This window comes from Novosphingobium sp. (genome assembly GCF_965229225.1).
In the GTDB taxonomy this organism is placed as follows: Bacteria; Pseudomonadota; Alphaproteobacteria; order Sphingomonadales; family Sphingomonadaceae; genus Novosphingobium.
In genome coordinates, this window is the sequence record NZ_OZ245867.1 from 3353853 (window position 1) to 3375180 (window position 21328).

26 protein-coding genes and 1 tRNA gene are annotated in these 21328 nt (G+C 65.2%); 16 read left to right on the forward strand and 11 right to left on the reverse strand.

The window, feature by feature from the left end:
- Window positions 1-66 precede the first annotated feature (66 nt).
- From serA to ACO06X_RS15690, 5 genes are all read left to right on the forward strand, one after another.
- Complete coding sequence (gene serA, locus ACO06X_RS15670) at window positions 67-1650, forward strand: phosphoglycerate dehydrogenase (RefSeq protein WP_421837146.1); 1584 nt, start codon at window positions 67-69, stop codon at window positions 1648-1650.
- Between the two features lie 246 nt (window positions 1651-1896).
- Window positions 1897-2313: a DUF4440 domain-containing protein gene (locus ACO06X_RS15675; RefSeq protein ID WP_421837147.1), complete on the forward strand. Its 417-nt coding sequence runs from the start codon at window positions 1897-1899 to the stop codon at window positions 2311-2313.
- Window positions 2314-2371: 58 nt separating this feature from the next.
- Window positions 2372-3682, forward strand: a complete 1311-nt coding sequence (locus tag ACO06X_RS15680; protein WP_421837148.1) for an NAD(P)/FAD-dependent oxidoreductase — start codon at window positions 2372-2374, stop codon at window positions 3680-3682.
- A 289-nt stretch (window positions 3683-3971) separates the two neighbouring features.
- Complete coding sequence (locus ACO06X_RS15685) at window positions 3972-4331, forward strand: CZB domain-containing protein (RefSeq protein WP_421837149.1); 360 nt, start codon at window positions 3972-3974, stop codon at window positions 4329-4331.
- A gap of 489 nt (window positions 4332-4820) precedes the next feature.
- Window positions 4821-5939 carry an ATP phosphoribosyltransferase regulatory subunit gene (locus ACO06X_RS15690; protein ID WP_421837150.1) on the forward strand — a complete coding sequence of 373 codons (1119 nt, stop codon included), beginning with the start codon at window positions 4821-4823 and terminating at the stop codon, window positions 5937-5939.
- Here the strand turns inward: ACO06X_RS15690 and arsC are convergent.
- The 3 genes from arsC to ACO06X_RS15705 are packed head-to-tail and all read right to left on the reverse strand — an operon-like array spanning window position 5936 to window position 7355.
- Window positions 5936-6346, reverse strand: a complete 411-nt coding sequence (arsC, locus tag ACO06X_RS15695; protein ID WP_421837151.1) for an arsenate reductase (glutaredoxin) — start codon at window positions 6344-6346, stop codon at window positions 5936-5938. The genes ACO06X_RS15690 and arsC overlap by 4 nt on opposite strands.
- Complete coding sequence (locus ACO06X_RS15700; protein ID WP_421837152.1) at window positions 6343-7005, reverse strand: MIP/aquaporin family protein; 663 nt, start codon at window positions 7003-7005, stop codon at window positions 6343-6345. Before ACO06X_RS15700 ends, arsC begins: the two co-directional genes overlap by 4 nt.
- Window positions 7002-7355: an ArsR/SmtB family transcription factor gene (locus tag ACO06X_RS15705; RefSeq protein WP_421837153.1), complete on the reverse strand. Its 354-nt coding sequence runs from the start codon at window positions 7353-7355 to the stop codon at window positions 7002-7004. Before ACO06X_RS15705 ends, ACO06X_RS15700 begins: the two co-directional genes overlap by 4 nt.
- 155 nt (window positions 7356-7510) lie before the next feature.
- Between ACO06X_RS15705 and ACO06X_RS15710 the strand changes: the two genes are divergently transcribed.
- The gene (locus tag ACO06X_RS15710; protein WP_421837154.1) at window positions 7511-8800 is read left to right on the forward strand and encodes an adenylosuccinate synthase; all 1290 of its coding nucleotides are present in this window, start codon (window positions 7511-7513) and stop codon (window positions 8798-8800) included.
- A gap of 16 nt (window positions 8801-8816) precedes the next feature.
- Here ACO06X_RS15710 and ACO06X_RS15715 read toward each other — a convergent pair whose 3' ends face one another.
- On the reverse strand, window positions 8817-9050 hold the full coding sequence (locus ACO06X_RS15715) for a hypothetical protein (protein ID WP_421837155.1): 234 nt from the start codon (window positions 9048-9050) through the stop codon (window positions 8817-8819).
- An 18-nt stretch (window positions 9051-9068) separates the two neighbouring features.
- Here ACO06X_RS15715 and ACO06X_RS15720 point away from each other — a divergent pair, with 18 nt between their 5' ends.
- Entirely contained in the window at window positions 9069-10118 is a 1050-nt protein-coding gene (locus ACO06X_RS15720) for a winged helix DNA-binding protein (protein WP_421837156.1), read from the forward strand.
- A 232-nt stretch (window positions 10119-10350) separates the two neighbouring features.
- Here ACO06X_RS15720 and ACO06X_RS15725 read toward each other — a convergent pair whose 3' ends face one another.
- Both ACO06X_RS15725 and folE read right to left on the reverse strand, forming a co-directional pair.
- Window positions 10351-11304, reverse strand: a complete 954-nt coding sequence (locus tag ACO06X_RS15725; protein ID WP_421837157.1) for an NAD(P)/FAD-dependent oxidoreductase — start codon at window positions 11302-11304, stop codon at window positions 10351-10353.
- A 14-nt stretch (window positions 11305-11318) separates the two neighbouring features.
- On the reverse strand, window positions 11319-11933 hold the full coding sequence (gene folE / locus ACO06X_RS15730) for a GTP cyclohydrolase I FolE (protein WP_421837158.1): 615 nt from the start codon (window positions 11931-11933) through the stop codon (window positions 11319-11321).
- 234 nt (window positions 11934-12167) lie between these two features.
- On the opposite strand from folE, the gene ACO06X_RS15735 reads away from it, so the two are divergent.
- Complete coding sequence (locus tag ACO06X_RS15735) at window positions 12168-12743, forward strand: LuxR C-terminal-related transcriptional regulator (protein WP_421837159.1); 576 nt, start codon at window positions 12168-12170, stop codon at window positions 12741-12743.
- 416 nt (window positions 12744-13159) lie between these two features.
- On the opposite strand, the gene ACO06X_RS15740 is transcribed toward ACO06X_RS15735, so the two are convergent.
- From ACO06X_RS15740 to ACO06X_RS15755, 4 genes are all read right to left on the reverse strand, one after another.
- The gene (locus ACO06X_RS15740) at window positions 13160-14011 is read right to left on the reverse strand and encodes a TorF family putative porin (protein ID WP_421837160.1); all 852 of its coding nucleotides are present in this window, start codon (window positions 14009-14011) and stop codon (window positions 13160-13162) included.
- A 222-nt stretch (window positions 14012-14233) separates the two neighbouring features.
- The gene (locus ACO06X_RS15745; RefSeq protein WP_421837161.1) at window positions 14234-15589 is read right to left on the reverse strand and encodes an ATP-binding protein; all 1356 of its coding nucleotides are present in this window, start codon (window positions 15587-15589) and stop codon (window positions 14234-14236) included.
- The gene (locus ACO06X_RS15750; protein ID WP_421837162.1) at window positions 15586-16299 is read right to left on the reverse strand and encodes a response regulator transcription factor; all 714 of its coding nucleotides are present in this window, start codon (window positions 16297-16299) and stop codon (window positions 15586-15588) included. The genes ACO06X_RS15745 and ACO06X_RS15750 overlap by 4 nt, the downstream gene beginning before the upstream one ends.
- A 59-nt stretch (window positions 16300-16358) precedes the next feature.
- Entirely contained in the window at window positions 16359-16658 is a 300-nt protein-coding gene (locus ACO06X_RS15755) for a hypothetical protein (protein WP_421837163.1), read from the reverse strand.
- A 458-nt stretch (window positions 16659-17116) separates the two neighbouring features.
- Between ACO06X_RS15755 and ACO06X_RS15760 the strand changes: the two genes are divergently transcribed.
- The 6 genes from ACO06X_RS15760 (at window position 17117) to ACO06X_RS15785 (ending at window position 18927) form a co-directional block, all read left to right on the forward strand.
- Complete coding sequence (locus ACO06X_RS15760; protein ID WP_421837164.1) at window positions 17117-17407, forward strand: hypothetical protein; 291 nt, start codon at window positions 17117-17119, stop codon at window positions 17405-17407.
- The gene (locus ACO06X_RS15765; protein WP_421837165.1) at window positions 17404-17583 is read left to right on the forward strand and encodes a Flp family type IVb pilin; all 180 of its coding nucleotides are present in this window, start codon (window positions 17404-17406) and stop codon (window positions 17581-17583) included. The genes ACO06X_RS15760 and ACO06X_RS15765 overlap by 4 nt, the downstream gene beginning before the upstream one ends.
- 30 nt (window positions 17584-17613) lie before the next feature.
- On the forward strand, window positions 17614-17985 hold the full coding sequence (locus ACO06X_RS15770) for a hypothetical protein (RefSeq protein WP_421837166.1): 372 nt from the start codon (window positions 17614-17616) through the stop codon (window positions 17983-17985).
- Window positions 17986-18028: 43 nt separating this feature from the next.
- Window positions 18029-18376, forward strand: coding sequence for a PilZ domain-containing protein (locus tag ACO06X_RS15775; protein ID WP_421837167.1), 348 nt, complete (start codon window positions 18029-18031; stop codon window positions 18374-18376).
- 54 nt (window positions 18377-18430) lie between these two features.
- Window positions 18431-18506: transfer RNA gene (locus ACO06X_RS15780), tRNA-Val, on the forward strand.
- Between the two features lie 253 nt (window positions 18507-18759).
- Window positions 18760-18927 (forward strand): DUF465 domain-containing protein, encoded by a 168-nt coding sequence (locus tag ACO06X_RS15785; protein ID WP_421837168.1) that lies wholly within the window; start codon window positions 18760-18762, stop codon window positions 18925-18927.
- Window positions 18928-19026: 99 nt separating this feature from the next.
- Here the strand turns inward: ACO06X_RS15785 and ACO06X_RS15790 are convergent, their stop codons facing one another.
- A complete protein-coding gene (locus ACO06X_RS15790) occupies window positions 19027-19608 on the reverse strand; it encodes a TlpA family protein disulfide reductase (protein WP_421837169.1) in 582 nt (193 codons plus the stop codon).
- Window positions 19609-19630: 22 nt separating this feature from the next.
- On the opposite strand from ACO06X_RS15790, the gene argH reads away from it, so the two are divergent.
- Both argH and ACO06X_RS15800 read left to right on the forward strand, forming a co-directional pair.
- The gene (gene argH, locus ACO06X_RS15795) at window positions 19631-21046 is read left to right on the forward strand and encodes an argininosuccinate lyase (protein WP_421837170.1); all 1416 of its coding nucleotides are present in this window, start codon (window positions 19631-19633) and stop codon (window positions 21044-21046) included.
- Window positions 21046-21297 (forward strand): hypothetical protein, encoded by a 252-nt coding sequence (locus ACO06X_RS15800; protein ID WP_298166090.1) that lies wholly within the window; start codon window positions 21046-21048, stop codon window positions 21295-21297. The genes argH and ACO06X_RS15800 overlap by 1 nt, the downstream gene beginning before the upstream one ends.
- Window positions 21298-21328 lie beyond the last annotated feature (31 nt).

The window sequence follows — 21328 nt, forward strand, 5'->3', positions numbered from 1 at the left end:
CTCCCGGCAACCCCCGCTGAGGCGGGGGCATGGCCGCCTGCACCCCGATTCCCAAGGACATTTCCCATGACCAAGCCCCGCGTTCTCATTTCCGACAAGATGGACCCCAACGCCGCCCGCATTTTCGCGGAAAGCGGCTGCGACGTGGACGTCATCACCGGCGAAACCCCCGAAGAGCTGATCGCCCGTATCGGCGACTATGATGGCCTCGCCATCCGCTCCTCGACCAAGGTGACCAAGGCGATCCTCGATGCCGCGACGAACCTCAAGGTGATCGGCCGCGCCGGCATCGGCGTCGACAACGTCGATATCCCCTATGCCACTGGCAAGGGCGTGGTGGTGATGAACACCCCGTTCGGCAACTCGATCACCACCGCCGAACACGCCATCGCGCTGATGTTCGCGCTCGCCCGTCAGATCCCGGAGGCCAACGCGCAGACCCAGCAGGGTCTGTGGCCGAAGAACGGGTTCATGGGCGTCGAAGTGACCGGCAAGACGCTCGGCCTGATCGGTGCGGGCAATATCGGCTCGATCGTCGCCAGCCGCGCGCTCGGCCTCAAGATGAAGGTCGTCGCCTACGATCCCTTCCTCACCCCCGAACGCGCGATCGAGATCGGCGTCGAAAAGGCCGATCTCGATACACTGCTCGCCAAGGCTGATTTCATCACGCTGCACACGCCCCTTACCAGCGAGACGAAGAACATCCTCAGCCGCGAAAACCTCGGCAAGACGAGGAAGGGCGTACGCATCATCAACTGCGCGCGCGGCGGCCTGATCGATGAAGCCGCGCTGAAGGACCTGATGGATGCCGGCCATATCGCCGGCGCTGCGCTCGACGTGTTCGAGACCGAGCCCGCCAAGGAATCGCCGCTGTTCGGCACGCCCAACTTCATCTGCACCCCGCACCTCGGCGCAAGCACGACCGAAGCGCAGGTCAACGTCGCGTTGCAGGTGGCCGAGCAGATGGGCGAGTTTCTCACCACCGGCGGCGTCACCAATGCGCTCAACATGCCCTCGCTCTCGGCGGAGGAAGCGCCCAAGCTCAAGCCCTACATGGCGCTTGCCGAACGCCTCGGCAGCCTCGTCGGCCAGCTCGCGCACGACAACCTCACCAAGATCGCCATCGAAGTGGAAGGTGCCGCTGCGCAGCTCAACCAGAAACCGATTACCGGCGCGGTTCTGGCGGGTCTGATGAAGCAGTATTCGCAGACCGTGAACATGGTCAACGCGCCCTTCCTCGCCAAGGAACGCGGGCTCGACGTGCGCGAAGTGCGGCACGACCGTGAAGGCTACTACCACACACTGGTGCGCGTCACCGTCGGCACCGCGCAGGGCGATCGCTCGGTTGCGGGCACGCTGTTCGCCAACGGCCAGCCGCGTCTGGTCGAAATCTTCGGCATCAGCATCGAAGCCGATCTGGCGGGCGACATGCTCTATATCGTGAACTCGGATGCGCCGGGCTTCATCGGCTCGATCGGGACGCTGCTCGGCAAGGCCGGCATCAACATCGGCACCTTCCACCTCGGCCGCCGCGAGGCCGGCGGTGAGGCGGTGCTGCTGCTCTCGGTCGATAGCCCCGTCACCGAGGCGGTGCTGGCCGAAGCCCGCACCGTCCCCGGCGTCCGCACGGTGCGCGCGCTGAAGTTCTAAAAATAGGGACAGTCCCTATTTTATCGGCTCCAAGTATCGACAGTTCCTGTTTAATATGCCGCTTACGGCGCGTAGATTAAATGGGGACTGTCCCCTTTTTCCAGTGCTTGCTCATCCTGAGCCTGTCGAAGGCTGCCGGCGCTACGCCCGCCCTTCGGGGCGCATCCCTGCGCGGTGTTTGACGCGCTGGACAAAGCCCCATAGCCTCTCACCCTCGGGGACCATTCCCAAGGGGGCTCACTTCTCATGCGCAAGACACTTCTCGCCGCGGCCGCACTCGTTTTCTCCGCAACACCCGCACTCGCCAACGACAATGCCATGATCCAGGCCGCCGACGACGCGCTCGCCGCTGCGTTCAACAAGGGCGACACCGCCGCCGTCGGCGCGATGTACGCTGCCGACGCCACCATGCTCCCGGGCGACAACAAGCTCTACAAGGGCGCGGATATCACCGCATGGTGGACCGGCGCTGCCACCGCGATCACCAACCTCAAGCTCACCGTCCTCGAAACCGAGCGCCTCTCGCCGACCTACATCCGCGAAATCTCCCGCGTCGAATACGACACCAAGGGCGCCAACTCGGTCCACGCCAACGTCACCGCTGTCGTCGTCTACAAGCTGGTGAACGGCAAGTGGATGCTCTGGACCGATATCTTCCATTGATATCCTGAAAACCCTCTCCCCTTCAGGGGAGAGGGTTGGGAGAGGGAATCAGCCTCGAATGACCGAAAGAAGCGCATACGACGCCGTGATCATCGGTGCCGGCGTCATCGGATGCGCCATCGCGCTCGATCTGGCGCGGCGCGGCTACCGCACCTTGAATGTCGATCGCGGCCCCGCACCGGGGCACGGCTCCACATCGTGGTCTGCCGCGATCATCCGGCCTTACTATTCGACCGTGGACGGCACCGCGCTCGCCTATGAAGCGCACTTCGCCTGGCAGAACTGGGAGGAGTACCTGGGCTACCGCCCCGATTCCGCGCTGCACTACAACGAATGCGGCTGCCTCGTCCTCGAAGCGGCAGACAATCGCCAGCTGGCAGGCACGCGCGCCATCATGCGCGAGGTCGGCGTTCCCTTCACCGATGTCGCTTCAAGCGAGCTTCCCGAATGGCTTCCCGGCGCGGACCTCCGCCAATTCAGCCCCGCGCGTCGCATCGATGATCCCCTGTTCGGTGAAACCGCTGGCGAGGCCATCACCGGCGCGATGTTCTGCCCGACCGGCGGCTATATCAGCGATCCCCAGCTGGCGACCGCCCAGATCGCGCAGGCGGTGGAGCGCGCTGGCGGCCATTTCCGCTTCAACGATACCGTCCTCGCCGTCCACCAACCCGCCGGAAAGATCACCGGCCTGACCTGCGACAAAAGCGGCCTGATCCATGCGCCCATCGTCATCAACGCCGCGGGGCCGGCGTCGCGCTGGGTGAACGGCCTTGTCGCCGATGCGCACCAGCCGGAGCACATCAGCACCCGCCCGCTGCGACAGGAAGTTGCCTACGTCCCCATGCCGCAGAGCCCGCAAGGGCCCTCCTTGCGCTTCGTCATGACCGACGCCGACGCCGGCATCTACATGCGCCCGGAGCAATCCGATCACCTGCTGATCGGCTCGCTCGAACCTGCCTGCGACCACCTCGAATATCTCGACAGCGAAGACTACGAGACCAGCCTCTCCGAGCAATGGACCAATCAGGTCTGGCGCGCCGCCCTGCGCTTCCCGCACCTTGGCATTCCCAACACCGCCCAGGGCTTCGCCGCGCTCTACGACGTCAGCGAGGACTGGATTCCGGTCTACGACAGGAGCGACATCGAAGGCTATTTCACCGCCGTCGGCACCAGCGGCAACCAGTTCAAGAACGCCCCGCTTGTCGGCGGACTGATGGGCCATCTGATCGAAAGCGTGATGAACGGCGCCGACCACGACCGTTCACCCTTGCAGTTCCGCCTGCCGGTGTCGGGGAGGGACGTGGGCCTCGCCGCCTTCTCGCGGCTGAGGCCGATCAACCGCGCGAGCAGCTTTTCCGTGCTGGGGTGATGGGGCTGGCGCGCGATGCGTCGTTGCGCCCACCGCCGCGCGACCTTTTCGTCATTGCGAGCGAAGCGAAGCAATCCAGAGCAGCGAAATAGGAGGAATGCTGCGACATCACCGTGACCCCAGAGAACTCGAAAGACGTACTAAGGGAATATCCTGCATCCCGATATCACCTGAATTAATGACGAATGGATAGGTTCAAACTCATGACGACAGCGATGTCGGTCGAAGTTCCCGGTGGCTAACTGCGGTCAGTTTGGTCGGCGGATACGTCAAGTGAGGAGCCCATCCAGTGTCTGAATTTCTCGATCGAGCCATGATGACCCACAGCGCCGTCAAGAATCGCCTCATCCGGGCGATCAAGGGCGAAGAAATGATCGACTACAACACGATAAAGCGGGATGATGTCTGCGAAGTCGGCAAATGGATATATGGCGAGGGCGGCAGGAAGCACGCGACCTCCCGCATCTTCCAGGAGTTCAAGACGACGCATGCGGAGTTTCACATGTGCGCATCGCACGTTCTTCTTCTGCATCGCAGCGGCAAGGTGGCTGAGGCCAATGCTGAATTGCAACGGGGGGCCTTTGAGCAGAAGTCGATGGACATCGGCAGCTGCATCGTGCGGATGAAGAAGGATCCCGCTTTCAGTTAAGCGTTCATCCAGTCCGCGCCGCAAAGCCCCTGCGCAAGGCGGGGGCTTTTTCGTTTCGGCAAGCTGCCACCCGGGCGCTTCGTCTCCGCCAACGTCCCGGTTTCTGCACGACGCAAAAAACCGGAGATCCGTCCGCGGCTGTTGATGACTTGCGAAAGACTCGCCCGATCCAATCGGCCCGCTGTCGAGCCCAATTTTCTCCAATGAATAACAGACGCGTCGGTTATTTATAATCGGCTGTCCTACAACCACGACCATGCGGCATAGTCCTCACATGCCTCGCCAACCTGCCGCAGTCCCGCCATACTTCGCGCCTCGCCGCAGCGCCGCAAGCCTTCTCGCCGGGGCTGACAGTTTTCCCCATGGACTGTGTCAACTGCGTCAACTTCGCGCTCCCCGCACCCTGCCGCTGGCACCTGCCACCCGCCGCGCCCAACTTGCGCAATTGGGGTTCGATTCTCGCGCGCCATGGTCTAGGGCGCGGCTGTCATGACCGAACCGAATTCCGATCTCCTGCCTGAGGGCCTCGAAGACCGTCTCCCGCGCGAAGCTGCCGCGACCACGCGCGTCATGCGCAGCTTGCAGGACGTGATGCACGGCCACGGTTATGACCGCGTGCTGCCGCCGATGATCGAGTTCGAGCGCAGCCTGGCCGCGCGGATGGACGGGATCAACCAGCGGCGCATGTTCCGCTTTGTCGATCCGGCGTCCCTGCGGATGATGGGCCTGCGCAGCGACCATACGCCGCAGATCGGCCGCATTGCCGGAACCCGCCTCGCCGGTGCCGCGCGCCCGCTGCGGCTGTGCTATGCGGGGCAGGTGCTGACGATCAAGGGCGACGCGCTCGATCCTGCGCGCGAGCGGCTGCAGTGCGGCGCGGAACTGATCGGAACGGACAATGTCGCAGCGGCCACCGAAGTGGTCGCCATCGCCATCGAGGCGTTGCAGGCCGCCGGCGCACAGGGTGTCAGCGTCGATTTCACGCTGCCCGATCTGGTCGATACCCTTGCTGCCAAGGCTTTCCCGCTGGCGCCGCAGCAGATCGAAGCGGTGCGGCGCGAGCTTGATACCAAGGATGCGGGCGGGCTCGTCGATGCGGGCGGCGAGGCCTATGTCCCGCTGCTCTACGCCACCGGCGATTTCGATACGGCGATTGACAAGCTTTCGGCCATCGACGCTGGCGGCGCGCTTGCCAGCCGCATCGCCGCGTTGCGCGAGATTGCCGCAACGCTGGGCGGCACCGCGCGGCTCACGCTCGATCCTTCGGAGCGCCACGGCTTCGAGTATCAGTCCTGGCTGGGCTTTACGCTCTATGCCGATGGGGTACGCGGCGCGCTGGGGCGGGGCGGCACCTACCGGATCGCAGGCTCCGGAGAGGGTGAGGCCGCGACCGGCTTCTCGCTCTATCCCGATGCCCTGATCGCGCAGGTTGCCGAAGCCGAACCGGCACCGGAGAGCGTGTTCTTGCCCCTCGGGCACGACCGCGATATCGCCGCCCGTCTGCGCAGCATCGGCTGGCGCACGGTCGCAGCACTGAGCGAGGCGGACAGCGCCCCCAAGCTCGGCTGCACGCACGAACTGCGCGGCGGCGAGCCGGTGAAGCTTTAGAGCTTCACGACCTCGCCATCTTCCTTGGTGAAGCTCTCGGGCTTCCTGTCGAGCAGGTCGAGCACCAGTTCCGAAGGGCGGCACAGCTTGGTGCCCTTCGGCGTTACCACGATGGGCCGGTTCACCAGGATCGGGTGCTCCACCATCGCTGCAAGGATCGCCTCGTCGCTCGCCGCGGGATCGGTGAGGCCAAGTTCCTCCGCGGGGGTGCCCTTGGTGCGCATGATCTCGCGCGGTGCCGCGCCCATGTCGGCAAGGATCTGGTCAAGCTGCGGCCGTGTCCAGCCGGCCTTGACGTATTCGACGACCGTGGGCGCGTAGCCCGCCGCCTCGATCATCGCCAGCGTATTGCGCGAGGTGCCGCACTTGGGGTTGTGGTAGATGGTGATCGGGAAACTGTCAGTCATGTGTGGTCCTCTGCCAGAAGCCAGCCGAACACGGCAAGGGCGGCAAGCGCGCCGACCAGCTGTCCGGCGATGAACATGGGGATCGATGCGGGCGCGATGCCCGCAAACGTATCGGTGAGCCCGCGCGCCAGCGTCACCGCTGGATTGGCGAACGACGTGGAGGCGGTGAACCAGTAGGCCGAAGTGATGTAGAGCCCCACCGCCACAGCCGTGAACTCGCGGCGGTGCTTCGAGACGGCGAGGATCGTGCCGAGCAGTCCGAATGTGGCGACCAGTTCCGCAAGGCCCTGCGCCCAACCGCCGCGTGAGTGGGCAGAGATCTGCAGCATCGGCAGTGCAAACATCGCATGCGCCAGCCACACGCCCAGCACTGCGCCGATGATTTGCGCCGCGATATAACCGAACGCGTCCACCGGGCCAAGTTCACGGCGCAGCACGGTCGCCAGGGTCACCGCGGGATTGAAGTGTGCGCCGGAAATCGGGCCGAACATGTGGATCAGGACCACGAGCCCCGCACCGGTCGAGAGCGTGTTGCCCAGGAGCGCGATGGCGTCGTTGCCGCCCGCCAGCCGTGCGCCCATCACGCCGGAGCCGACCACCACGGCGAGCAGGAGCAGGGTGCCGAGCCCTTCCGCCACGATCCGCCGCGCGAGGCTCATGCGCAGGCCCCGCAATCGGGCGCGAGTTCAGCGAGCGGCGCGCAGATTTCCGGCCTTCCGCCGCAGCAATCCTCCGCGAGGAAGCTCATCAACGTGCGCATCGCGGCATAGTCTGCCGAGTAGATCAGCGAGCGGCCCTCGCGCCGGGCATGGACCAATCCGGCATGATCGAGGATCGCGAGGTGAGTCGAGAGCGTGTTGGGCCGCACGCCCACTTCGCGCGCGATTACGCCGGCGGGCAGGCCCTCAGGTCCGGCCTTCACCAGCAGGCGGAACACGGCGAGCCGGTGCCCTTGTGCCAGCGCCGATAGCAGATCAACCGCGCGGGGCAGGGCAAGAGATATGGTCAAGCTCGGCTCCTGATTCGATAATTCGGCGATAATCGAAATGAATTTGCATGGCCATCCCCCATAAGCTGGTGGCGGCCCCTTTCCCTTGCCCTCAGCGCCACACTCCCCTAGGGCGCCAGCCGACTTTGAACTGCAACAGAATGAAAGCGTGAGCCGTGGCCAACGTGACCGTGATCGGCGCCCAGTGGGGCGATGAGGGCAAGGGCAAGATCGTCGATTGGCTGGCAAGCCGCGCCGATGCCGTGGTGCGCTTCCAGGGCGGTCACAACGCGGGCCATACGCTGGTGGTGGACGGTTCGGTCTACAAGCTTTCGCTGCTGCCGTCCGGCATTGTGCGGGGCACGCTTTCGATCATCGGCAACGGCGTGGTACTCGATCCCTGGGCACTCAAGGCGGAGATCGAGAAGCTGACCGGGCAGGGCGTGACCATCCATGCCGAAAACTTCGCGATTGCAGACAATTGCCCGCTGATCCTGCCGCTGCACCGCGATCTCGACGGCCTGCGCGAAACCGCCGCAGGCTCGGGCAAGATCGGCACCACCGGACGCGGCATCGGCCCGGCCTATGAGGACAAGGTCGGCCGCCGCGCGATCCGCGTCTGCGATCTTGCGCATCTCGATGCACTGGATTCGCAGCTTGACCGGCTTTGCGCCCATCATGACGCCCTGCGCGCCGGTTTCGGCCAGCCGCCGGTGGACCGCGCTGCGCTGCTGGCAGAGCTGCGCGAGATCGCGCCCTTCGTGCTGCAATATGCGCAGCCGGTGTGGAAGCGCCTGAAAAAGGTGCGCAAGGCGGGCGCGCGCATCCTGTTCGAAGGCGCGCAGGGCGTGCTGCTCGATGTCGATCACGGGACCTATCCCTTCGTCACCTCGTCCAACACCGTTTCGGGCACGGCGGCTTCGGGTTCGGGCCTTGGCCCCAATTCGACCGGTTTCGTGCTCGGCATCGTCAAGGCCTATACCACCCGCGTCGGTTCGGGCCCGTTCCCGACCGAACTGGAAGACGAAGTTGGCCAGCAACTGGGTGAACGCGGCCACGAATTCGGCACGGTGACGGGGCGCAAGCGCCGCTGCGGCTGGTTCGATGCGGTGCTGGTGCGCCAGTCGTGCTCGATCTCGGGCGTCACCGGCATTGCGCTGACCAAGCTCGACGTGCTTGATGGGTTCGACAAGGTGAAGATCTGCACCGGCTACCGCCTGCGCGGAAAGGTGCTGGACTATTTCCCGAGCCATGCCGCAGACCAGGCTGCAGTCGAACCGATCTACGAGGAAATTGACGGTTGGCAGGGCACGACCGCCGGCGCGCGTTCGTGGGCGGACCTGCCGGCGCAGGCGATCAAGTATATCCAGCGCGTGCAGGAACTGATCGAAACCCCGGTCGCGCTCGTCTCGACCAGCCCGGAACGCGAGGACACGATCCTCGTGCGCGATCCTTTCGTCGACTGACGACGGCCACGCCGAATCAAAGCCGATGCGCGCCCTGGCCGATCTGGCCGGTGTGAAAGTGCGTGTTCCGCGCGGTTGCAGCCCAGTTTGCCGCGATGCGGAATGCATCCGCGATGCGCGGATCAAACTGTTGGATTTGCGGGGATTCCAGCGGCTTTACCGGAGGTGTTCCCGTGGCCTGCATCCAGTTTGGAGCTTTTTGATCTTGACTTGAACCTGTTTTGTTCCTCCCTTGTTCACATACGGACATTTACGGAGTGCGCTTTCGATGGGACAGGCTGCCAGGCAGTTCGACTACGGCAATGGCGATGCAGGAGCACCGCCCGTGGTGGAAATGCGCAATCGGGTGGAGGGCAGGCTTCAGGGCCGCGTGCAGGATCGCGGCACATCGGCTCTGGCCGTTTCCATTTTCGCGGACCGCAGCTATTTGCGGGCCGAGATGGAGGAGGACGCGGTGGCGGCCGGACTGCGCATCGCGCATACGGCGGATCTCGGCAATCTGCTCGGCTCGGAAAACGGCCCAGCGCTGGGTGATCTCGTGCTGGTCGATTGCCCCGTGATCGACGGCGCCGAACTCGCTGCACTCGCCCGGCTCGATCTGCGTGCGGCGAAGAGCGGATCGCAACTGGTGGTCTCGACCAGCATCGGCTCGCTCGACGATGTGTTCGGCTGCCTTGATCAGAGCGACGCGCAGATCCTCGTCACCCCTAGCCGTGCAGACCGCGTGATCGCTTTGGGCCGCACGCTGGCCCGCGCCGGAAACCGCGTGCGCGAACTTTCGGAGGAAGACCGGCTCGCCCTGCTGCGCCTTACCGAACAGGTCGGCCAGATTGCCCAGAAGCTTGAGGCGCTCTCGTCCGGTTCAGGTGCTGCGGCGGCGCAGGCTTCGGCGTTCCGCTTCGATGACTCCGCTGACGAGGCGCGACTTGACGATGGCACGGACCGGCTGGTTCGCGCCGCCCGCCCGCCGCTTCCCGACCCGCGGCTAGTCCGCAAGATCATCCGCCAGCGCCAGCTGCGCGCGCGCTTTTTCGAAGGCGATCTCTTCGCCGATCCGGCGTGGGACATGCTGCTCGATCTCACCGCCGCGCGCGCCGAACACGTGCGCGTCTCGGTCACCTCGCTCTGCATCGCCTCGGGCGTGCCGCCGACAACAGCGCTGCGCTGGATCGGCCAGATGACCGACGCGGGTCTGCTCCAGCGCGTTGACGACGAGACGGATCGCCGCCGCGCCTTCATCACGCTGACCGACAAGGCCGCCGATGCGATGGCGCGCTATTTCGCTGAGCTGGGCGCGGCATCAGCGACGCTCGTTTGAGCCCGGCCTAGCGGCGATCATCCGTCGAGAACGGCGGGCTGGGCGCGATTGTGCCCATCCTGCCCAGCTCCAGAGGCCTTTCGGCGCCCGATTGGCCCACGGTGCTGCGAGCCCATGCGAAGCTGGCAACTTTGCCATGCAGAGCTCGTGCGAATGGGCCGGCAGCGATGGTGGCTCGCAGGGCATTTCGCGGGGCTCGTCCATCTCCGCTTCAAGCCGCCGAATCGCTGGCTCAGGCGGCTTCGCGCGCTGCGCCAAGGATGCGTTCGCCCAGCATTCGGCCGGAGATCCAGGCGCATTCCACGCGCGGGCCAAGCAGCCAGTCCCCGCAGGCGCCGATGCGCTGCTGCTCGTTCCACAAACAGCCGAGCCCGGTGCCGGCTGACAAGGCGTAGCGCCAGCGATGCGCGGAATGGGCGAGCGGCATGTGGGCATGCGCTCCGGTCGCCTCTTGCAAGGCAGCGAGCAGCAGCGGTGCGATTTCCTCAGGGCTGCGCTCGAGATGCGCTGTCGACCATTGCGGCGTGGCCTGGACCACCCAGCTCTCCGGTCCGCGCCGACCTGGCTTGGCGCTATCGCGCGAGGCCCAGGCGAGGATGCCGTGGTTGCGCAGGATGTCCTCGCCGTGGGGCAGGGGGCTGTCGAAGGCGAACATCCCGGTCCAGCACGGCTGCGAACGCGCGAACAGTGCCGTGCGGGCCAGATCGAAATCGTGGAGCGTCAGAATCGGTGCGGCCTGCTCGGCAGGAAGCGCAAGGACGGCAGCGTCGAATTGTTCGGTCGGCATGCCCTCACCAAGGAGGCGCCAGGACATGCCCTCTCGGGCAAGGCCGCTGACGTGGTGCGAAAAGCGCACTTCGTGCCGCGCCGCCATCTCGCGCACCACGGCATTCATGGCCGGAACGCCGATCCACGCGTCAGAACCCGCATGGGGCCAGCGGACTGCCAGCCCGGCATCGGCCCAGCGAGCAACTTCGGCCGCGAAGCCATCATGGCGAACGGTGAAGTACTGTGCGCCGAAGTCGAAGCTCGCCTCGCCGTGGGGGGTCTCGACCCGCCTCGACGACATCCGGCCGCCAGCCTTGCGGCCCTTGTCGAACAAAGTGACCCGCCAGCCGTCCTTTGCCAGAACATCTGCACATGAGAGGCCGGCAATCCCGGCCCCGATGATGGCAACGCTACGCATGGATCTGATTGCCGCTACTTGCGGCCCATCAGCGACAGCACTTCCTTGCGACTGCTGTCATCCTCAAGGAAGCAGCCGAGCATGCGGCTGGTGACCATGCCGACACCCGGCGTACGCACGCCGCGGCCGGTCATGCAGCCATGCTGCGCCTCGATCACCACGGCGACGCCATGCGGCTGGAGATTGTCCCAGATGCAGCTGGCGACTTCGCTGGTCAGCCGTTCCTGAATCTGCAGCCGGCGAGCGAAGCCGTGCAGCACGCGCGCCAGCTTGGAAATGCCGACAACGCGGTTCCGTGGGAGGTAGGCGATCGAAGCCGTGCCAGTGATCGGCGCGAGGTGGTGTTCACAGTGTGACTGGAAGGGAATGTCGCGCAACAGGACGACTTCATCATATCCTGCGACTTCGCTGAAAGTGCGGCGCAGGTGGATGCCGGGGTCTTCCTCATAGCCAGCGCAGTATTCGCGCCATGCACGGCCGACGCGTGCCGGCGTGTCGGCAAGGCCTTCGCGCTGCGGATCATCGCCCGCCCAGCGCAGCAGCGTGCGGATTGCTTCCTGAACAGGTTCGGGAACGATCAGTTTTCCGTCCTCGTCGCGCGCTTCGAACTCGTGATTTACGTAATTCATGCGTGCGCTCCGTGGACGAGAGGAAGTTGCGCGCCGGAATGGGCTACGCACTTGCTGCAGAACGAGGGCAGAAATCCGCGCGGCACATATTGCAGCACCGTCGCAAATGGGTTTACCCACGCAGCAATCTTGGCTCTAAGGATCGGGACGGGGCCGGTTTTTGGGAACATGGACCTAAGGGCAATTGCGCGCGGCGCTCCGGAGCCGAAGGGAAAGAATATGGCAATTGGCGCAATGATTGAGAACAGCCTGGTGGCCGCGGTGGTGAGCAACCCGCGTTTGCCGGACAATCCCATCGTGGATTGCAACGCGGCTTTCATGGAACTCACCGGCTATGGGCGCGATGAAATCATCGGGCGCAATTGCCGTTTCCTGCGCGGCCCGGGCACCGAACCGGAACTGACCGCACAGTTGCGCGATGGCATCGCGGCACGCGTGCCGGTGATGGTCGAGTTGCTCAACTACAAACGCGATGGGACCCCGTTCCGCAACGCGGTGATGATCGCGCCGATCTTCGATGCTGCGGGGGAGCTTGAATGGTTCCTCGGCAGCCAGGTGGAAATCGCCGGGGCAGCCGATGCGGTGCCCAGCGCCCGCGCGGTGGAAGCGCGCGAGAAGGTCGCCTCGCTTTCGCGCCGGCAACGCGAGATCCTCGAATGCATCGCGGCCGGGCGGCTCAACAAGCAGATCGCCTACGAGCTTGGGCTGAGCGAGCGGACGGTCAAGCTCCACCGCGCGGCGGTGCTGCGCGCGCTGGGTGTTCGCACGAGCGCGGACGCCATCCGCATGGCGATCGAAGCGGGCCTCTGACGCCCGACCTGGCGGCAATGCGCACGAGTCGCCCGAGGGGGCTGCGAACCGCGCCAAAGTGGCGTGATTTGCCCTCCGGGACAGGTTGAGAGCGCGGGGGCCGAAGCCCACCTCTGATGCATCGGGTCGATGGAGCAAAGCTCCTCTTCGCGGTCGCAAATGGGTGCGAGCCTTCTGGTCCCCCCCGCTTCACCGGGAGGTTCGCACCTTTTTCCCTGTCATTGTGAGTTTGCCAGCGGGCGCCTTGCGATAGCGCGCGAGGCGTGTCTGCAGCGCGTTCGCTTGCAGTCCCCGCCCGTCTGGCTGGTTGGTGATCGTGGCTGGTGAAGCCGCTTGGCCGGATTGCTGGAGGGGAGCCAAAAGGGTCCCCCCGGCCATCGGGCCGAGGGGACAGGCTGCGTACCTCGTAAATGCGATCAGAATGCAGCGGTAATCGAGGCCACGAACTTCGAACCGGCGATGGTCTTGCCGTTCTTGGTCGAGGAGAAGTTGGGCTGCAGGTAGGCCGCCTCGGCGTCGCTGATGTCGGTATCGACATAGGCGAGGCCGAGCGTCAGCTTGCCGAGCGCGATGTCCGCGCCCAGCAGCCAATCGACGTATTCGCCGGTCGGCGTGACGCTGGTGCCGTTGGGGCCAAGGCCCGAGTTGCCCTTCGAGTAGCCGATGTGGCCCTTGAGGGTGACCGGCGTCGACGGGATGCCGGCAGCGGCGTCGGTCCAAATGTAGAAGTTGTCCGTCTTGGCGCCCGGATTGTCATAGACGCCCGCAACGGCGGAGGCGCCAGAGTTGTACCACTTGCCCAGCGCTTGCTGCTTGGGGGCATAAGCCACGCCGGTGGTGACGCTGGCCGGCCCGAGCGTGCCGGAAAGCTTGACATAGGGTTCGACGAAGGCGGTTTTGCTCGAGCCACCGGGATAAGTGTACCAGGTCAGGCCGACGTCGAGCGCAACGGACTTGGCGACGGGGACCTTGTAGCCGGCGATGAGATCGAGTTCGAGGTTCGGACCGCCGAAGGTGCCCCAACCGGCGAGGTTCGACGACCAGAAGCCCGCATAGGCTCCGCTTTCGTGGCTGACGGTGATGCCGCCCTGAACGGCTGCGCCGCCGTTCGACTGCGAGACGCCGCGGAAGCGGTAGTCGGAAACGAGTGCAACGGTGCCCGAGACGGTCACAGCCGGGGGAGGCGCGGTTTCCTCGGCGTGCGCCGCAGTAGCGGCCAGCGCGGAAACGGCAGTCATGAGTGCCATGGTGGCAAGACGGAAATTCATCTGGAACGACCTCCCTGGGACTGAGCCCGAGATTAAGGATACCGTTCCTGCCTGCGGCCACACTCCGCGTAGCATCTCACCAATTGGTGCTACGTCCCGTGCGGTGGAGTAATACTTACGGTAACGATTTTGCTGCTTGATTGCTGGATGGTGTCGTAATGTTGCTACTCGTGCTGCAGCGCAAAAAAAACGGGCTGCGATGTTTTTGCAACAGCGTGGGAGTCAGGTGGGATTCGCCGCTGCCGGAAGGGGTAGGCTGATCACCGCCGCCAGCCCCGTGCCCTCGCCATCGAGTTGTCGCTTGTTGATCAGCGACAGGGTGCCGCCTTCCAGCTTGACCGCCGCCTGCACGATGGCAAGGCCCAGCCCCATGCCCGGCGTATCGCGCGTGCGGGCGGTGTCGAGCCGGAAAAAGGGCTGGAACACGTCTTCCATGCGGTCTTCGGGAATGCCGGGGCCATCATCCTCGATGCGGATCACAACGGCATAGGGCTCGCTGGCCAGTGAGACGCGGACATTGCCGGCATAGTGCAGCGCGTTGTCTATAAGGTTTGCCAGCGCCCGGCGGATCGAGACCGCGCGCGCCATGATTTCGCAGCTCTCGGGGCCATCGTAATGCGCATCGAGGCCCTGATCGGCGGCGCTATCGACCAGGGTGGCAGCCATGATCGCGATATCGATGCGCTGCGGCGGGATCTGGGTTCCGCCAGCTTCGACAAAGGCCTGCAGCGATTCGAGCAAATGGCGCATCTCGCCGATATCGTGTTCCAGCTCGGCGCGCGTTTCGTCATCGAGCCCAGCGCCGTCGAGCCGCAGTTGGAGCCGCGCCAGCGGTGTGCGCAAGTCGTGCCCGATGGCAAGCATGGACTGGGTGCGCTCGGCCTGCTGGCGCTTGATGCGGCGTTGCATCTGGTTGAAAGCGCGAATCAAGCGGCGCACTTCATCGGGCCCCTGTTCGGGCAGGCCGCCAAGACTCGGCGTTTCGATGTGCCGCAGCGCGCTGACAAGGCGTTGCAACGATCGCATCGTCGCGCGGAACATGAACCATGCCAGCGCGCCGAGCACCAGCGTGGGCAGCAGCATCGGCAGGATCTGCCAGAGCGAAAGCTGAAGCCGCACTTCGCCGGCATACGTTTCGAAACCAAGCGCACTGCCATCGGCCATGACGAGCGTGCCGGCGACATCGCGGCTGCCGCGCGCATGCTCCACGAAGAGGTGCTGGCCATTTTCCGCCAGCGCGGGTCCAGCCGTAAGAATGCGAGCCGTCAGGGCCGTATCCTGGGATGTGGCTGCCACCCGCGGAGCGCGGGGATACCATTCGAGCGTGAAGCGCCGCGACGAAAGTGCGCGAACCGCCTCGGGACGCCGCTCGGGCGCTTCGCGGGAAATCGCGCGGGCGGCCAGGGCCAGATGCTCGCCGATGCGCGCGGCATCGTCGCGCTGCACCGCCGTGGTCGTTGCCGAATCGAACAGGAATGTATTGGCGAGGAAATCGACCGCGGCGACCAGCAGCAGGATCGCCAGCAACCGTTCGGTCAGGCCAAGGCGGCGAAATCCCAGGCGATTCTGGCGTTTCAACCCCGCCGGACTTCCGCCTTGAACATGTAGCCAACCCCGCGCACCGTCACGATCGGCGGTTCGCTGCCACTGGCGGAAAGCTTGCGGCGCAGGCGGCTGACCAGCACGTCAATGCTGCGATCCGAACTGTCACCCAGCCGCGTGCGCGAAAGTTCGATCAGCCGTTCGCGCCCGAGCACGCGCTGGCGGTGGCTGACGAAGGTGGCCAGCAGATCGAATTCGGCGCCGGTGAGATCGACCATCGCGCCGCTGGGCGAGCGCAGCTCGCGGCGCGAGAGCGAGAGGATCCAGCCTTCGAAGTGGACTTCGCTGGTGCGTTCGTCACCCTTGGCGATGCCTTCGCCGCCGCCGCGCCGCAGGACCGCGCCGATCCGTGCGATGAGCTCGCGCGCACTATAGGGCTTGGCGATGTAGTCATCCGCGCCGAGTTCGAGCCCGAGCACGCGGTCTTCTTCGCTGCCGCGCGCCGAGGCGAAGATGATCGGCACATCGCTCTGACGGCGCAGCTTTCGGAACAGTTCGATCCCGCTGGCCCCGGGCAGCATGATGTCGAGGACCACGAGTTCGGCCGGCTCTGCCTCGAGCATGACCCACATTTCGGCACCGGTCGCCGCCGTGCGGACGGCGTAGCCGTTCTCCCGCAGGGCGCGTGCGGTCAGCATGCGGAGCGAAACGTCGTCTTCAACCAGCAGAATGGAGGGTGCAGTCATGGCCGTGTTCCGAGCCTAGAGGGGGGCAGGGGAGGCGGCAAGCCCCCCGCATGAGCAGGTCAATCCACTGCGGCGAGTTCATCACCGCGCGCGGCGTTGCTGCGGGCTTCGGCACGGGCCTGTGCGGCGTGGGCATGGCAGGCCGCGCCCTTGAGCGGATCGGGATTGCAGGCGATCGGCACAGATGCCGCCGCGCGCGGCGATGGGGTGTGGCGCTGCGCGGTGCAGGCAATGTTCTTCATCGCATCGGGATTGCAAGGCGCCGGGGCAGCGTGAGCAATGGCGGTGGCAAGCGTGGACGGGGGAGCAGGCGGGGCAGCGAGCAGGGCGGCTGAAAGAGCAAGCGAGGCAAGCAGCATGAGCGACTCCGTTGCAAATGGGGCTGCTGCTCCGATGGTGTCATTTGATTGCCTACCGTCGTCTGATTTGTGACGAATTGTGTCTCCTGCAGAATCATGCGGCACTTCCGCGCCGATGGGCGGTCCGTCGCGGGAGCAAGGGATCGTATGCGCGGTCAGGATCGGAGGCTGCGACCGCGTGTTAATACGTACATTTCGCAGGATTCACGATTGCGCAGGGCGCTGGCGGTGCGGAGAAGCGCTGCCTTTGTGCGCGCGCGCCAATCATGGCAGCGCCAGAAAATCCGCATAAATCATTGAGAAATAAAAATAAAGAGCAGGGTTAAGCGCCATCTGCAGTTTGGCAGCGGGCCTTTCATCTTGTCCTCGATCATCGGCCCATTTGGTGATGGTCGTTAAAGCGCACGGTTAAGATGCGGTCCTTACACAATGTCTCCATCAGCGGGGGAGGCGTCGCTATGGAAGAAGTGCGCGAAAGCTATGGGGCGATTTATCGGGTGGTCCGGGAAGCCAATGGCTTCGGCTATGTCACGCCCGGTCTGCGAGGCCGAATGTATCAGGCCATCGATAAGCTGAAGACCTTCAAGGCGCCGGCCGATCACATCGGCATTGCCGAGCGGATTTCGGTGACCCTTCACGCGCTGGAGTGGGCCACGCTGCGGCGCGACGATTCGCGCCGGGCGGCAGACTGGCAGGCGCTTGGCGCGCTGGAGGAGCAGTGGCTGTCCGCCCCTGTTCCGAGGTCATGATCAAGCGGTTGCTGCACCGGTTGCTGGTAGAAGACCAGAGCGGCGCCACCGCAATCGAGATGGGTTTGCTCGTCGCGCTGATCTCGGTGGCCATCATCAGTTCGCTGCACACCTTCAGCAACCAACTGAACAACACGCTCAACATCACGACCACCACTGTCACTCTAACACCTTGAAGATAAATGAGGATCGCAATGCAGTTCGCAATGGAAATGCTTCAGCGACGGATCCGGCAGCACGCCGACCGCTATGAGAGGGTGCTGGCCGCGCTGGAGGAAGCCTTCGGCAAATACGAAGCGGGCCAGATCTCGATCAATGCCTATCTGGAGGCCGTCTGCGCGATCGAACAGAGCTTCCGCAACGAGCGCGCGCTTTGGCTCAAGCTGTGTGACTGGTCGCTGGCGCTGCGCTGGGTCAATCGCAGCGAGCGGCGGGCGTTCGTCGAGACCTGCGATGCGCTTGACTGGTGCCGGAACTGGGCGATCCGCCAGCGCGGCGTTGATGTGGCATCGTGCCTGCAGAGCGTGAGTGCGGGCGTAGACCTTGGATTCGGCCAGTCGCTGGGGATGGCCGCATGAACGAGCGCTTCGCCGCCGCCTGCTCGCCGCAGGAGCGAGGGCGATGACGACAATCAAGAACCGGAGCGACCGGTTTGGCAATCGCCGCCGCTATGCGCGAGTCGATGCCGGGCAACGGATGATCCTGATCTCCGTGGCGAGCCGCATGGATGGCGAACTGCGCGACCTTTCGCAAACAGGCGCGCGCGTGAGCCTGCGCACCGTCCCGCCGCGTCAGGGCCGTGATGTGCTGCTGCGCTGGGGGGCGCAGGAGATTTTCGGTCAGGTGGTGTGGAGCCACGGGCATGAAGCTGGCGTGGCCTTCCACAAACCCATCTCGCCCGAAGAACTGGTCGAAACCGTGGGCGGCGAGGTGCCGGAACAGCAGCCGTCCGGGCGCAGGGTGCTTTAGCGCCGATTGACGAAGCACCCAAAACCTAGCAATAGCGCGGGTTCCGGCATGCCGGGGCGGTTAGCTCAGTTGGTAGAGCATCTCGTTTACACCGAGAGGGTCGGGGGTTCGAGCCCCTCACCGCCCACCAGTCCGGTTTTCGCATGTCCTTTGCGCCATAGGCTTTGCTTATAGGCTGCCGGCAGCAAATCCGATTGGCTGCCCGGGCGCCGCAACGTTATCTCATCACGTGCGGACCGGGCCCCTCTGGCAGCTGTCTCCTCCCCCGCAGGCAGCTGCGATGTCGGACCGCATCGAGCCGACCCGGACAGTCCAATCCCCCCCCACGCATCAGGACTGCACCGGGCCGGCTCGAACCGACCATTCGGATGAGGAGAGAGGCAATGCATGCACAAGACTATCGGCTCTCGCTGGTCCACCACCGGCTGGAGACCGAAATCGGGCGCGAGCAGGCGCGCAAGGCGCCCGATCGCTGGCGCTTGATACGGCTGAAGAAGCTCAAGCTGGCGATCAAGGATCGCCTGCACCGGCTGACCGGTGCGACCGCCTAGAGCGTTTTCGAAGCAGGTGGAATCACCTGCTGGCTCGGAAAACGCGGTAAAACAAATGGCTGGAGCAGTCGGTCCGATGCAATCGGATCGGAATCTGATCTAGCGCAGCGTATCAGCCAGTATTGCATCGGTGCGCGGGCCGGCCCAATCGTGCGAGCCGATCATCCGCCAGACCTCCTTGCCAGCGGCATCATAGAGCACGGTGGTGGGCAGGACGCCGGTATTGTAATGCTGGCTGAGGGCGTTGTCCGGATCGAGCCAGGGCGCGAGATGCGTAAGCTTGCGGTCCTTGAAGAAGGCATCCACCGCCTTGGCCTGATCCAGATCCTGCGAGACGGTAAGGACCGTGAGCTTGCCGGCCTTGGCTGCGGCCAGCGCATCGAGCGTGGGCATTTCGAGCACGCAGGGACCGCACCAGGTCGCCCAGAGGTTGATCAGCAGCGGCTTGCCCTTGAGATCGAGCGTGCGCACCTTCTTGCCCGAGGGGTCGGTGAAGGTAAGATCGGGCAGCGCGGCGCCGCGGCTCGATATGTCGAGCGTGCCGTTGAAGGCTTCCGCGCCTTCAGCAGGCGCGGCGGGCGCTTCAGAAGTGCTGGCAGAGGCACTGCTCTGCGGTTGCGTGTCCGCCGGGGTTTGCCTATCGCACCCGGCGAGAAGGCCCGCGATAACGAGCGGGACCAAGAAGGCGGACGGACGCGGCGACATGAGCGGCAATTCAGGCTCCAACCAGATGTGGGGCGGGCGCTTCGCGGCGGGCCCTTCGGCCGTCATGCGCGAAATCAACGCCTCGATTCCCTTCGACAAGGCCTTGTGGCGGCAGGACATCGCCGCGTCAAAGGCCCATGTGGCCATGCTGGGCCAGCAGGGGATCGTGACCGCGGAAGATGCGGCGCTGATTGCGGGCGGTCTCGATCAGGTCGCCGCCGAGTATGAGGCCAGCGGGGTGCCCGAAAACTGGGATCTCGAAGACATCCACATGACGACCGAAAGCCGGCTGGCCGAGTTGATCGGTCCGGCGGCGGGGCGGCTGCACACCGCGCGCAGCCGCAACGATCAGGTGGCGACCGATTTCCGGCTCTGGGTACGCGATGCGGTGGACCAGACCGGTGCGGCGCTGGAGGCGTTGCAGGCGGCTCTGGTGACGCGCGCGGGCGAACATGCCGCGAGCATCATGCCCGGCTTCACGCACTTGCAGACCGCGCAGCCGGTCACTCTGGGGCATCACCTGATGGCCTATTACGAGATGATCGGGCGGGACCGGTCGCGCTTTGCCGATGCGCGCATCCGGATGAACCAGTGCCCGCTGGGCGCGGCTGCGCTGGCGGGGACGGGCTTCCCGATCGACCGGCACGCCACGGCGGCGGCGTTGGGCTTTGACGGGCCGACGGCGAACAGCCTGGATTCGGTGTCCGACCGCGATTTCGCGCTCGATTTCCTGATGGCGGCGGCGCAGTGCTCGCTGCACCTTTCGCGGCTGGCGGAAGAGTTCGTGATCTGGGCGAGCCAGCCGTTCGGTTTCGTCACCCTGCCCGACAGCCTTTCGACCGGCAGCTCGATCATGCCGCAGAAGAAGAACCCCGATGCGGCAGAACTCGTGCGCGGGCATTCGGGGCGGATCGTGGGGTGCCTGACGGCGCTGATGATCACGATGAAGGGCCTCCCGCTCGCCTATTCGAAGGACATGCAGGACGACAAGCCGCCGGTGTTCGAGGCGGCGTCGCTGCTCGCGCTTTCGATCGCGGCGATGACGGGCATGGTGGCCGAAGCCACGTTCCGCACCGAACGGATGCGCGGTGCGGCGGAGCTCGGCTATGCGACCGCAACCGACCTTGCCGACTGGCTGGTGCGGCAGGCGAACATCCCCTTCCGCGAGGCGCACCACATCACCGGCGCGGCGGTGAAGCTGGCGGAAAGCCGCGGCGTGGCGCTCGATCAATTGGCGCTCGCAGACCTCAAGACCATCGACAGCCGTGTGGACGAGCGCGTGTTCGCCGCGCTTTCGGTCGAGGCGAGCGTGGCCGCGCGCGCCAGCCATGGCGGAACTGCGCCGGACGAGGTAAGGAAGCGCGTGGCCGAGGCGCGTGTTGCGCTGGGGCTGCCAAAGGACATCGAGGCCTGATGCGCAACTTTCGCACCCTGATCCTGCTGGCTGCCCTGGGCACCGCACTGGCGGGCTGCGGCGCGCGGCGCGAGCTTATGCCGCTCAAAGGTCACTCCCTGCCCCCCGCGCCCTTCGGCCGCGAGGACAAACCTGGGCCCGACGTGCTGCTGACCCCGCCGGTTCAGGCGAAACCGCAGCGCAATATCGAGCTGCGCAGCCGCTCGGAGGACCGCGAGGACGATCCCTTCGATCTGCCGCCGGAAGAATAGAACCCTGCTCTGGCCCTGCGCCGGACCCCAG